This is a genomic window from Micromonospora coriariae, assembly GCF_900091455.1.
In the GTDB taxonomy this organism is placed as follows: domain Bacteria; phylum Actinomycetota; class Actinomycetes; order Mycobacteriales; family Micromonosporaceae; genus Micromonospora; species Micromonospora coriariae.
In genome coordinates, this window is the sequence record NZ_LT607412.1 from 5,504,327 (window position 1) to 5,516,442 (window position 12,116).

At 72.2% G+C, this 12,116-nt stretch carries 11 protein-coding genes; 10 read left to right on the forward strand and 1 reads right to left on the reverse strand.

Annotated features, from left to right (window positions below; translation table 11 throughout):
- Positions 1–2 precede the first annotated feature (2 nt).
- The 10 genes from GA0070607_RS25510 (at position 3) to GA0070607_RS25555 (ending at position 11,009) form a co-directional block, all read left to right on the forward strand.
- Complete coding sequence (locus GA0070607_RS25510) at positions 3–1,286, forward strand: MCE family protein (protein WP_089020441.1); 1,284 nt, start codon at positions 3–5, stop codon at positions 1,284–1,286.
- Positions 1,283–2,314, forward strand: a complete 1,032-nt coding sequence (locus tag GA0070607_RS25515) for an MCE family protein (protein WP_089020442.1) — start codon at positions 1,283–1,285, stop codon at positions 2,312–2,314. Before GA0070607_RS25510 ends, GA0070607_RS25515 begins: the two co-directional genes overlap by 4 nt.
- Positions 2,311–3,291 carry an MCE family protein gene (locus GA0070607_RS25520; protein WP_231930350.1) on the forward strand — a complete coding sequence of 327 codons (981 nt, stop codon included), beginning with the start codon at positions 2,311–2,313 and terminating at the stop codon, positions 3,289–3,291. Before GA0070607_RS25515 ends, GA0070607_RS25520 begins: the two co-directional genes overlap by 4 nt.
- Positions 3,291–4,541, forward strand: coding sequence for an MCE family protein (locus GA0070607_RS25525; protein WP_089020444.1), 1,251 nt, complete (start codon positions 3,291–3,293; stop codon positions 4,539–4,541). The genes GA0070607_RS25520 and GA0070607_RS25525 overlap by 1 nt, the downstream gene beginning before the upstream one ends.
- Entirely contained in the window at positions 4,538–5,956 is a 1,419-nt protein-coding gene (locus GA0070607_RS25530; RefSeq protein ID WP_231930351.1) for an MCE family protein, read from the forward strand. The genes GA0070607_RS25525 and GA0070607_RS25530 overlap by 4 nt, the downstream gene beginning before the upstream one ends.
- Positions 5,953–7,209, forward strand: a complete 1,257-nt coding sequence (locus GA0070607_RS25535; protein ID WP_089020445.1) for an MCE family protein — start codon at positions 5,953–5,955, stop codon at positions 7,207–7,209. Before GA0070607_RS25530 ends, GA0070607_RS25535 begins: the two co-directional genes overlap by 4 nt.
- A complete protein-coding gene (locus GA0070607_RS25540) occupies positions 7,206–7,988 on the forward strand; it encodes a hypothetical protein (RefSeq protein ID WP_157743262.1) in 783 nt (260 codons plus the stop codon). Before GA0070607_RS25535 ends, GA0070607_RS25540 begins: the two co-directional genes overlap by 4 nt.
- 14 nt (positions 7,989–8,002) lie before the next feature.
- Positions 8,003–8,530 carry a hypothetical protein gene (locus GA0070607_RS25545; RefSeq protein ID WP_089020447.1) on the forward strand — a complete coding sequence of 176 codons (528 nt, stop codon included), beginning with the start codon at positions 8,003–8,005 and terminating at the stop codon, positions 8,528–8,530.
- A 192-nt stretch (positions 8,531–8,722) separates the two neighbouring features.
- A complete protein-coding gene (locus GA0070607_RS25550; RefSeq protein ID WP_231930352.1) occupies positions 8,723–9,940 on the forward strand; it encodes a PP2C family protein-serine/threonine phosphatase in 1,218 nt (405 codons plus the stop codon).
- A 127-nt stretch (positions 9,941–10,067) separates the two neighbouring features.
- Complete coding sequence (locus GA0070607_RS25555; protein ID WP_089020449.1) at positions 10,068–11,009, forward strand: sensor histidine kinase; 942 nt, start codon at positions 10,068–10,070, stop codon at positions 11,007–11,009.
- Positions 11,010–11,042: 33 nt separating this feature from the next.
- Here the strand turns inward: GA0070607_RS25555 and GA0070607_RS25560 are convergent, their stop codons facing one another.
- Positions 11,043–11,996, reverse strand: a complete 954-nt coding sequence (locus tag GA0070607_RS25560; RefSeq protein WP_172899103.1) for an AraC family transcriptional regulator — start codon at positions 11,994–11,996, stop codon at positions 11,043–11,045.
- Positions 11,997–12,116: the final 120 nt, after the last annotated feature.

Below are 12,116 nucleotides of genomic sequence, written 5' to 3' on the forward strand. Positions count from 1 at the left end.
CCATGAGACATCGCATTCTCGGCATCGTCTTCATCGTCGTGCTGAGCGCGGCGTTGACCGCCTCCGTGCTGCAGTACCGCAAGGCGTTCACGCCGGTCACCTGGGTCACCCTGCAGGCCGGCCGGTCCGGCCTGCAGCTCAGCCCGGGCGCCGACGTCAAGGTCCGCGGGGTCGTCGTCGGCGAGGTCCGCTCGGTCGCCAGCGCGGGCGCGGGCGCGAGCATCCGGCTGGCCCTGGACCCGGCCACCACGCCGCGGATCCCCGCCGACGTCACCGCGCGGCTGCTGCCCAAGACGCTCTTCGGCGAGCGGTACGTCGAACTCGTGCCGCCGGCCGGCGCCAACGGCACACCGATCGGTGACGGCGCGGTCATCACCCAGGACCGCAGCCGCACCGCCGTCGAGCTGGAACGCGTCCTCGACGAGGCGCTGCCACTGCTCCAGGCGGTGCGGCCCGACCAGCTCGCCGCGACGCTGGGCGCGATCGCCACCGCGCTCGACGGACGCGGCGAGCAGCTCGGCGCGAACGTCGAGCGGCTCGGTGCGTACCTGCGGCAGCTGAACCCGGCGATGCCGGCCATCACCGAGGACGTGCGGAAGCTCGCCGTCGTGCTGGACAGTTACGACGCCGCGCTGCCCGACCTGCTGGCCCTGCTGCGGGACGTCACAGTCACCGCCCGAACCGTCACCGACCAGCGTGCACAGCTGGCGGGGTTCCTCGCCGACACCACCGACACCGCCGACGCCACCCGCGGTTTCCTCGACCGGCACGGCGACCAGCTCATCGAGCTCGGCCAGGTGAGCCGCCCGGTGTTGGAGTTGCTCGCCACGTACGCCCCCGAGTATCCGTGCCTGATGAGCGGCCTGGTCGCCCTGCAACCCCACGTCGAGGAGGCCTTCGCCGGCGGGCGGATGCACATCACCCTGGAGGTCACCCGCGACGGTGGCAGGTACGAGAAGGGCCGCGACGAGCCCGTCTACGGCGCGCACGACGGGCCGCAGTGCCGGGGCCTGCCGCAACCGGGGAGGCCGGCGCCCGGCGTGTCGATCGTCGACGGTTACGACCACGGCGGCGCTCGCCCGCGTACCCCCTTGCCGGTCGGCCTGCCGGCAGCCGTGCCCGCCAGCGGCTCCCCGGAGATGGGCCAGGCCGCCACCGGCGAGGAACGCGTGCTGGTCAAGCCGCTCGTCGGTGCCGTCACCGGCATCCTGCCCGCGGAGGTTCCCGACATCGCGGTCCTGCTCTGGGGGCCGTTGCTCAGGGGAGGGGTGGTGAACGCGCGATGAGCACCAGAACGATTGCACCACTGCTCAAGCTGGCGGTCTTCGCCGCGGTGACCCTGCTGCTGACGGCACTGCTCGCGCAGACCCTCGGCGCCTTTCCATCGGGGGGCGTCACCTACCGGGCCCGGTTCACCGACGTCACCGGTCTGCTCCCCGGCGACGACGTCCGCGTCGCCGGTGTGCAGGTCGGCCGGGTCCGCGACATCAAAGTCGTCGACGACACGCTCGCCGAGGTGGCCTTCACGGTCACCTCCGACATCCCGGTGGGCACCAGCGTCCGCGCCAAGATCCGCTACCGCAACCTGGTGGGCCAGCGGTACGTGGCGCTGAGCGAGGGGCCGGGGGAGGGGCGTCCACTGCGCCCGGACGGCCTGATTCCGCTCGGCCAGACGACGCCGGCACTGGACCTCACTGTGCTGTTCAACGGGTTCCGGCCCCTGTTCACGGCGCTCGACCCGGAGGACGTCAACAAGCTCGCCTACGAGATCATCCAGGTGCTGCAGGGCGAGGGCGGCACGGTCAGCAGCCTGCTGCGACGCACCGCGTCGCTGACCAACACCCTCGCCGACCGGGACGCCGTCATCGGGCGGGTCATCACCAACCTCAACGGCGTGCTGGGCACACTGGCCGAACGGGACCAGAACCTGGACCAGAGCATCAGTCAGCTGCAGCAGTTCGTCTCCGGGCTGTCCGCCGACCGCACGGCCATCGGCGAGTCGCTGGTCAGCATCGGTGAACTCACCACCGCCACGTCGTCGCTGCTGCGCGACGTACGACCACCGCTCGCCGCGGACGTGCGCGCCCTGGACGAGCTCTCCGGCACCCTCAACCGCAACGCGGCCGTCATCGACAGCACCCTCGGCCGGCTGCCCGAGCGGTACGAGTCCCTGACCCGGGTCGCGTCCTACGGCTCGTGGTTCAACTTCTACCTCTGCGACTTCGACGGCAACCTGGCGGTGTCGGGCCGCGCACCGCTCGACCTGCCCACCTTCAGCGCCCCGGCCGCCCGATGCGCCGGAGGCAGCCAGTGACACCGTTTCGGGAACGCAATCCGGTCATCGTCGGCACGCTCGGCCTGGCCCTGATCATCGCCGTGCTGCTGAGCGCCTTCCAGCTCGACCGGCTGGCCGACCTCACCGGACGCGGCTACCAGGCGGCTTTTCACGACGCCAGCGGCCTCGTCACCGGCAACGAGGTGCGGGTCGCCGGGGTGCGGGTCGGCAAGGTGACCGCCGTGGAACTCGCCCGCGACGGCGCGGCGTACGTGCGGGTCGGGTTCCGGGTGGACGACGACAGTGTGCGGCTCGGCACCGACACCGGCGCCACGATCAGGATCAAGACGGTGCTCGGCCAGAAGTACCTGGCACTCTCGCCGGCCGGGCCGGGTCGGCTGCGCGAGGGCGGGCAGATCCCCCTGGCCCGCACCGCGGCGCCGTTCGACGTGGTGCAGGCGGTCACCGGGCTCGCCGACACCCTCGACAAGGTCGACACCGACCAGCTCGCCGCCGCCTTCACCACCCTGTCCGAGACCTTCGCCGACACCCCCGAAAGCGTCAACGCGTCCCTGGTCGGCCTCTCCCGGCTCTCCCGGACCGTCGCCGGGCGTGACGCCGAACTGCGGACGCTGCTCGACCGCGCCCGCCAGGTGACCGCCGTGCTCGCCACCCGGGACGACGAGTTCCGGGCACTGGTCACCGACGGAGAAGCGCTGTTGACCGAGGTGAGCCGGCGTCGGGACGCCATCCACAAGCTGCTCGTCGGCACCGACGAACTCGCCACCCAGCTGTCCGGCCTGGTCAGCGACAACCGCGCCCAGCTCGCTCCCGCGCTGCACAAGCTTCGGGAGGTCGTCGCCATCCTGCAACGCAACCGGGACGACCTGGAGAAGACCATCCAGCGGATGGGGCCGTTCGTCACCGCGTTCGCCAACGTGGTGGGCAACGGCCGCTGGTTCGACTCGTACGTCTCCGGTCTGCTCCAGCCGTACCAGCCCACGGGAGGCCGCTGATGCCCGGTCCCATCCAGCGGTGGCGTCGGCCGGTCGCCGTCACCACCACCCTCCTGGTAGCCGTCGCCGCCGGCGCGGTCGTTCTCCGCGACGGCACGCCTCCGCGGCGGGTGGTGGCCCACTTCACCCGCGCCGTCGGCGTGTACCCCGGATCGGACGTCCGGGTGCTGGGCGTCCGCGTGGGCGAGGTGGTCGCCGTGACCCCGCAGGGCCGCACCGTCCAGGTGACCATGTCCTACGACCCCGCGATGACCGTTCCCGCCGACGCGCAGGCGCTCATCGTGCCGCCCAGCGTGGTCAGCGACCGCTACGTCCAACTCACTCCCGCCTACGCCGGCGGCGCCGCCCTGGCCGACGGGGCCGAGATCCCGCTGGAGCGGACCGCCGCTCCGATGGAGATCGACGACATCTACCAGGCGCTCGACGACTTCAACCGCACCCTCGGCCCGGAGGGTGCCAACCGCGACGGCGCCCTGTCCGACCTGGTCGCCACCGGCCGCGCCAACCTGGAGGGCAACGGCCAGAACCTGCACGACACCCTCGACGGCCTGTCCCGGGCACTGGCCACCCTCTCCGACGGGCGGCAGGACCTGTTCGGGTCGGTCGCCAACCTGCAGCGCTTCACCACAGCGCTGGCCCGCAGCGATCGGGAGGTGCGCGCCTTCAACCAGCAGTTGGCCGACGTCGCCCAACAACTGGCCGGGGAGCGCGACGAACTGGCCGCCGCGCTGCGCAACCTCTCCACCGCGCTGGCCGACGTGACCACATTCGTGCGGCAGAACCGCGACGCGTTGACCTCCAACGTCGCCGCGCTGGCGGACATCACAGGCATCCTGGTCCGCCAGCAACAGGCCGTCATCGACATCCTCGACGTCGCCCCGCTGGCCCTGAACAATCTCAACCTGGCCTACAACCCCCGGTCGGGCACCCTGGACACCCGCGACAACGTGATGGGTCCCTACGACCCCGCCGGTTTCGCCTGCTCACTGATAGTGGACCAGCTACCCGGGGCGCAGGTGCCCGCCACGTGCAAGGCACTCGCGCAGACCCTGCACTCGCGCGGACTGCCCATGACCGACCAGCTCCGCAAGCTCCTCAAACTGCCGCCCGGCGCCCCGGCGACCGGCGGGTCCTCACCGGGGAAGCCGCCCCTCAGTTCCCCCGGTGCGCCGATCCTCGACCAGGCGCCGAGCGGCCCCGGCATTCCCAGCGACCCCACCCTCGGCGGCATCCTGCGGGGCGTGTCATGAACGCACGGGTTCTGCGTACCCTGGCGTGCGCGATCGTGGTGGTGATGCTGCCGGCCGGGTGCGGCCTGCCCGACCTCGCCGACCTGCCGCTGCCCGGCGGCGCCCCGAAGGGCGACGGGTACGTCGTGACCGCCGAGTTCAGTGACGTGCTCGACCTGGTGCCGCAGGCCGCCGTGAAGGTCGACGACGTGACGGTCGGCAGCGTGCAGAAGATCTCCCTGGCAGGCTGGACCGCCCGGGTCACCCTGCGCATCGGCGCGGACGTCCACCTGCCGTCCAACGCGACGGCCGCCGTCCGGCAGAGCAGCCTGCTCGGCGAGAAGTACGTGACTGTCGCGCCGCCGCCCACCGGCGCCGCCGCCGGTCGACTCGCCGACGGTGACCTCATCCCCCTGTCGCGGACCGCTCGCGGCGCCGAGGTGGAGGAGGTCCTCGCCGCGCTCGGGCTGCTGCTCAACGGCGGTGGCCTGGCGCAGCTGAGGACCATCAACCAGGAGCTCGGTGCCGCGCTCGACGGACGCGAGCCCGCCGTCGGCGACGCGCTGGACCAACTGGACACGTTCATCGGCGGGCTGGACAAGCAGAAGGCCGACCTGGTCCGCGCACTCGACGCCCTGGACCGGCTCAGCGGACGGCTCGATCGCCAGAAGCAGGTGCTCGGCGACGCCGTGGACTCCCTCGCCCCGGGCCTGACCGTGCTGGGCGCGCAGCGCGCCCAACTGACCCGGGCGCTGACCGCCCTGGACCGGCTGGGCGACGTCGGCACCCGGGTCGTCAACCGGAGCCGCGACGACACGCTGGCCGACGTACGAGCGCTGCAACCGATCCTGGAGCAGCTGACACGCGCCGGGGACGATCTGCCGAAGTCGCTGGACTTCATGCTGTCCTACCCGTTCCCACCCAACGTCACAGGCGCGATCGTCGGCGACTTCGTCAACCTCTCCCTCACCGCCGACCTCGACTCGGCGTCGATCCTGGCGAACCTGGTCGCCGCTGCCCCCGCCGCGCCGACCCGTCCGCGCACACCGGCCAAGGGGGCCACCCACGGCGGGGCACCGGCGGCCGGTGGCGCCGCACCGACCGTGCCGCGGCCCGGCGGCGGGTCCCGCCCGCTGCCCGACCTGCCGATCCTCAAGTGCCTGCCCGACCCGCTCAACTTCCCCGCGACCTGGACGCCGCCGAAGGACTGTCTGCTACCGAAGGGCTGCGTCCTGCTCAAGCCCGGCTCGAAGGTGCCCATCGGCGGGCTGATCCTGCCGAAGGGCCTCGTGCCACCGGGCACGGTCTTTCCCGTCGGGACCGAACTGCCCTCCGGCACGGTCCTGGCGGCACAGTGCGTCCTGCCGCTGACCGGCGCGGTGATCGGGCAGATCGGCACCCTGCCGGACCTGCTGTCCGAAGGGTTGCAGCCATGATCGGACGTACCGCGAAGGTGCAGGTGCTGGCGTTCCTGCTGGTGAGCGTGCTCGGCATCAGCTACGTCGGCGTCCGCTACGTCGGGCTGGGCGACCGACTGCTCGGCGGAAGCTACGTCGTCCACCTGGACCTCGCCCGGGCCGGCGGCATCTTCCCCAACGCCCCGGTCACCTACCGGGGGGTGCCGGTCGGCCGGGTCGCCGCGGTCGCCCTGCGCGGTGACGGCGTCCGGGCCGACCTGCGGTTGCGGCGCGACGTCCGGATACCGGACGACCTGCGGGCCGTGGTGGCACACCGCTCCGCCGTCGGCGAGCAGTACGTGGACCTACGTCCGGAGCGCGACAGCGGGCCGTATCTCGCCGACGGCGCGGTGATCCCGGTCGAGCGGACAGGTGTCCCGCTCGCACCGGAGGTCCTGCTGAGCAACCTCGACGCCCTGGTGCGCTCCGTCGGGCCGGAGGACCTCCGCGTCCTGATCACCGAACTCGGCGCGGCGTTCGAGGGCAACGAGTTGGCGCTTGCCCGGATCCTGGACCACGGCGACGCGCTGCTGACCGATGCGACCACCCGCCTGCCGGAGACACTGGCGCTGATCAACGACGGGCGAACCGTGCTCACCACCCAGGCCGAGTCGGCGCAGGCGCTGCGCCGGTGGGCGGCGGGCCTGGCCCAGCTGGCGGCCACCGTCCGCGACGCCGACCCGGACCTGCGGCGGCTGCTCGCCGCCGGGCCTCCCGCAGGTCGGGAGCTCGTCGCGTTGCTGCGGGGGCTGGAACCGACCGTCGGCGCCCTGCTCGGCAACCTGGTGACCGTCAACGGCATCGCCGCCCGGCGGCTGCCCGGCATCGAGCAACTGCTGGTGGTGTACCCGATTGCCGTCGCCGGCGGGTTCACCGTCACCCCGGGCGACGGCACCGCCCACCTCGGCCTGGTCGTCAACCTCAACGATCCGCCGTCCTGCGTGTACGGGGCCGGCCGAACCACCTGCGGGGCGGGGGAGCGGACGGCCGGTGCCAGCGTGCGGGGCGCCGCCAACGCCCCCCGACCGGGTGGCCGGGAACCGGCTCCCGACCCGGGGCCGTCCGGGAGCGCCCCGACCGGCGGGGCCGAGCCCGGCGGGTACGACCCGGCGACCGGCCTGGTGCTCGGCTCGGACGGCCGGCCGTTGCAGTTCGGCGGGACCGGGGGCCAGGCCCGGACGGCCGGGGACCAGTCGTGGAAGCAGTTGCTGCTCGCCGGGGTGACGCCGTGAGCGGTGCGAAGAAGGAGGCGCGGATGCGGGCCCGGAGGGACCACACACTGAAAGTCATCAAGGGCGCGAAGCCCGGGGTGCCCGGCCGGGTGGCGCAGCGCCGGATCGTGCCCCGCCAGTTTCCCCGACCGGTCGAGCCGATCGAGGACCTGCTGAGGCGACTCGACGAGGAGCCGGTCGACGATCCGGCGGACCTCGCGGACCCGGCGAACGGAGACGATCCCACGAGCGCGGACAGCTCGCCGGAGGACGCCCCGGGTACCCGCCGCACGGGCGAGCCGGCCCCGTCGGCGCCCCGGCGACGGTCGCTGATCATCCTGCTCGTGGCCGTGCTCGCCGCCACGGTCGTGGCCGGCGGTGTGACCGGGCACCGCTGGTACGTAGACCGGGCGACGGACCAGGCCCGGCAGCAGGCCCTCGCGGCCGCAAAACAGGCCAGCGTCAACTTCGTCTCGGTCAGCGCGGCCAGCGTCGACCGGGACATCCAGCGGATCACCGCCGGAGCCACCGGCGACTTCAAGGACGAGTTCACCCGGGGGCAGTCGCAGGTCCGCGCCGCGGTGGTGGAGAACAAGGTCGACTCGCGCGGATCGGTGCTGCGGGCCGGGCTGGTCTCCGGGGATCGCCGCCGGGCCGTCGTGCTGGTGGCCGTCGACGCCACCGTCAAGAACGTCAAGGCACCCGAGGGGCGGCCGTCGCACTACCGGATCCAGCTGGACATCGTCCACGACGAGGCCTCCGGGCGGTGGCTCGTGTCGCGGCTGCAGTTCGTCGGTTGAGAGAGGGAGGACACGTGCGTACCCTGGTCCGATTCCCGCGACGGCCGCGGGTTCCCCGGCTGCGTCCCGCCCGGATCCGGCTCGTCCCGGCCCTGGTCGTCGCGATCATGCTCGCGACGGCCGTCGCCGGCGCCAGCTGGTGGGGCGACCACCGCGCCGAGCAGCGGGACGACGCCGTACGCCAGGCGCTGGCCACCGCGCCCGCCGCCGCCAAGGCGATCTTCTCCTACGACTACCGCACGTTCGACGACAGCGTCGCCAACGGCCGCACCTTCGCCACCGGACAGTTCGGCACGGAGTACGAGCAGACCACGGCGGCGTTGAAGCAGACCGCGGCCACCCAGCAGGCCATCGTGGCCGCGGAGGTGTCCGCGACGGGTGTGGTTACCGCCACCGCCGAACGGGTCGAGTTGCTCGTCTACCTCAACCAGTACCGGCGCAACGTGAACACCGCCGGGGAGAAGGTCGACCAGAATCGGGTGGTGCTCACCCTGGTCCCGGTGGACGGGGAGTGGAAGGTGACCAAGGCCGCGGCCATCTGACGTGCACCGGTGCGGCTCTCGGCGTCCCACGCATCGGCTAAAAACGGCGAAAAGCCTCAAATGTTGTGGATGACCGACCCCGGTGGGTCAGCTCCTGGCCCCCACGGTGACCGATGGGTGCTCGACCGGCGGGATCGATACGGGATGTCCTCATGACCTGCTCCTGGCCCGGGAGGGGTTACGCTTCCTGCCGTGATTGACGTGCAGGGGAGCGGGAGCGACGAGCGGCTGCGTCGCATCGAGGCGGTTACCGACGCCGCGCTGTCCCAGCTCGACGTCAAGGACCTTCTGGAAGAGCTGGTTGATCGTGTCCGCGAGGTGCTTGGCGTTGACACCGCGGCCATCCTGCTGCTGGACCTGCACGCCCAGCAGTTGGTGACCACCGCGACGAAGGGCCTGGGGGAAGAGACCCGCGAAGGTGCCCGGATCCCCGTCGGCCGGGGCTTCGCCGGCCGGATCGCCCAGGAGAGACAGCCCGTCATACTGGACGACGTCGCCGACGCCGACGACCCGGCTCTGATCGGCCGAGGGGTCCGCTCGTTGTTGGGTGTGCCCATGCTCGTCGGAGGCGAGCTGATCGGCGTCCTGCACGTCGGCAGCCTGCGGCCGCACCGATTCACCGATGACGACGTGCGGTTGCTGCAGCTCGCCGCCGACCGGGCAAGCCTTGCCAGTCGGACCCGGGCCAGTGGCCTCGACCGCAGCGCCGCCCTCGCGCTGCAACGAAGCCTGCTGCCCACCCACCTGCCCGACGCGCCAGGTGTGGACATGGCAGCCCGCTACGTACCCGGTCACGACGCCGGCGTCGGCGGCGACTGGTACGACGTGTTCACCCTGCCGTCGGGTTGGCTGGGTGTCGTCATCGGCGACGTGTCCGGACACGGCCTGCGCTCGGCGGTCGTCATGGGGCGTCTGCGCAGCGCGCTGCGCGCCTACGCGCTGGTCTGCGACGACCCGGCCAGCGCGCTGACCCTGCTCGACCGCAAGATCCAGCATTTCGAGACCGGCAACCTGGCCACGGTTCTCTACGCCATGATCTCCCCGGACCGGACCATCATCCGGGTTTCCCTCGCCGGCCACCTGCAACCCGTCCTGGCCGCACCAGGGCGCCCGGCCGAGACGGTGCAGATTCCCGTCGATCTTCCCCTGGGTGTCGGCCCACGTCAGCCGGTCCGCCGGTGCACCGACGTCGTGTTCCCCTCCGACGCGGTACTGATCTGCTACACCGATGGGCTCGTCGAACGCCGCGGCGAGGTCATCGACGTCGGCATCGACCGGCTCTGCGCGGCCGTCGAACCAGGTCGCGCCGAGGAGGTCTGCGCCCGTGTCATGACCACGCTCGCCGGCGAGCAGAGCACCGACGACATCGCCCTGCTCGCCATCCACTCGGCCAACAGACCTATCTCGTGAACGACTCTGACCGGCTGTTCCAGAGCTGTCGCCCGTACACTGCACCTGACCGGTGCCACGCAGGTCCCCGCACTGATCCTGCCGGAGCCGACGCGGCGGCCGGATCACGCACCTCGGAGGCCGCAGCTTGAGTATCTCCGTCGCCACCAGGACCGACAGCTTCGCGCACCCCGCTCTCTTCTACGCGGACCACGACGAGTACCTGGCCGGCACGCTGCCGTTCATCCAGGCCGGTCTCGCCGCCGACGAGCCGGTCATGGTCGCCGTCCCGGGGGACAACCTCCACCACATCCGCGCCGCGCTCGGCACCGACGCGGGCCGGGTCCAGCTGCACGACATGAGCGTGGCCGGGCGCAACCCCGCGCGGATCATCCCGGGCGTCCTGCTCGCCTTCGCCGCCGCCCACGCCGGGAAGCGGGTGCGCATCATCGGCGAACCGATCTGGGCCGGCCGTACCGCGACCGAATACCCCGCCTGCGCCCAGCACGAGGCACTGATCAACGCCGCGTTCGCCGGCCGGCCGGCCACCATCCTCTGCCCCTACGACACCCGTCACCTGGACCGGCGCTGGCTCGACGACGCCCACCGCACCCATCCCGTCGTCCAGCTGGGCAGTGTGGTGCGGGAGAGCCCGCACTACGCCGACCCGGTCGCGGTGGCCGCAGGGTTCAATCTGCCGCTGCAGGACCCGCCCGCCCGGGCGACCACCATCACCATCGACCTGCACGCCCTCTCGGTCATCCGCCGGGTGGTGACCGCCGAGGCCATCGCGGCCGGCCTGCCCTCCGACCGGGTCGCCGACCTCACCCTGGCGGTCAGCGAACTGGCCGCGAACACGATCAAGCACACCGCCGGCGGCGGCACCCTCGCCGTCTGGACCGACGACACCCGGCTGATCTGCCAGCTCACCGACACCGGGCACATCACGAATCCACTCGCCGGCCGGATTCCCGTGCCGCCGCAGCAGCCTGGCAGCCGAGGGCTCCTCCTGGTCAACCAGCTCTGCGATCTCGTGCGGGTCCACACCGTGCCGGGTGCCACCACGATCCGCCTGCACATGCACCGCTGACGGCCGAGCGCTACTCCCGGCAGCCGGAGACGGTCAGCCACGCAGGGTGGTGGACGGCGACTCGCCGAAGCGCACGCGGTAGTCGCCGGCGAAGCGGCCAAGGTGGACGAACCCGTGTTGCAGGGCGACGGTCGTCACGGACGTACCGGGACCGGCCGCGCGCAGCGCACGGTGGACCGCGTCGAGCCGGCATGCGCGCAGGTACGCCGTCGGCGTGGTCCGCAACTCCCGGCGGAAGCAGTCCTGCAGCGTTCGTACGCTCACCCGGAGCGCCTCCGCGACATCCCCGACCGTCAGTGCCTCGTCGTGGTGGTCCGCGATCAGGGCGCGGGCCCGGCGCACGAGGCGCCCGGGAGCCGTATGGCCCGCCGGCTCGGCGAGCTGGTCGGAGTAGGTGTGCCTGTGGGCCAGCAACAACTTGCCGATGAGTCCCTGCTCGAACCGAGCGGCGACCTGAGGGTGGTCGAGCAGGGACGTGTCCATCGGCTGCGACAGTTCGTCGGCGAGGAAGTCCACCCCGCGTGCCCACGCTCTCGCGGCGGCCGTGGTCATGCTCATGCCGATGTCGAGGCGGACCGGGCCGTCCACCGGACGACCCAGCAGGCGGGCGAGCTCCCGGTCGACCGCGCGCCGGTCGGCGTAGAAGATGCGGTGCGGCGAACCCGCGGACCAGTGCATGTCGGACGCGTCGTAGGGGGAGAGGACGGACGCGACGTCGGGCGTCGAGGTCACGCTACGGCCGGCGTGCCGCATCATCGTGCTGCCGCTGCGCGGGATCTGCACGAGATAGAACGTCTCCAGCGGGCCGGGTTGGATCCGCACCGCCTGGCCGTAGTCGAGGTCGATGATGCCCACGCCGCCCACGCGGCGGGCCGCCATCCGCAGTCGAACGTCGCGGACACCCGCCTGTGGTGTGAGCCGGTGCGGGCAGAAGACGCGACCCACCTCGGCACGAGCGTGCTCGACGTTGTCCGTCCTGACCGTCACGGCATCCATCCGACACCTCCCGGGGCGCCCTGCTGCGCTGACCCTAGGACGCGACCCGGGCCGACAGCGCACGAAAGCCGCCCACCCGACAGGGAACAGCTCGGCTGCCGGCTGCGCACA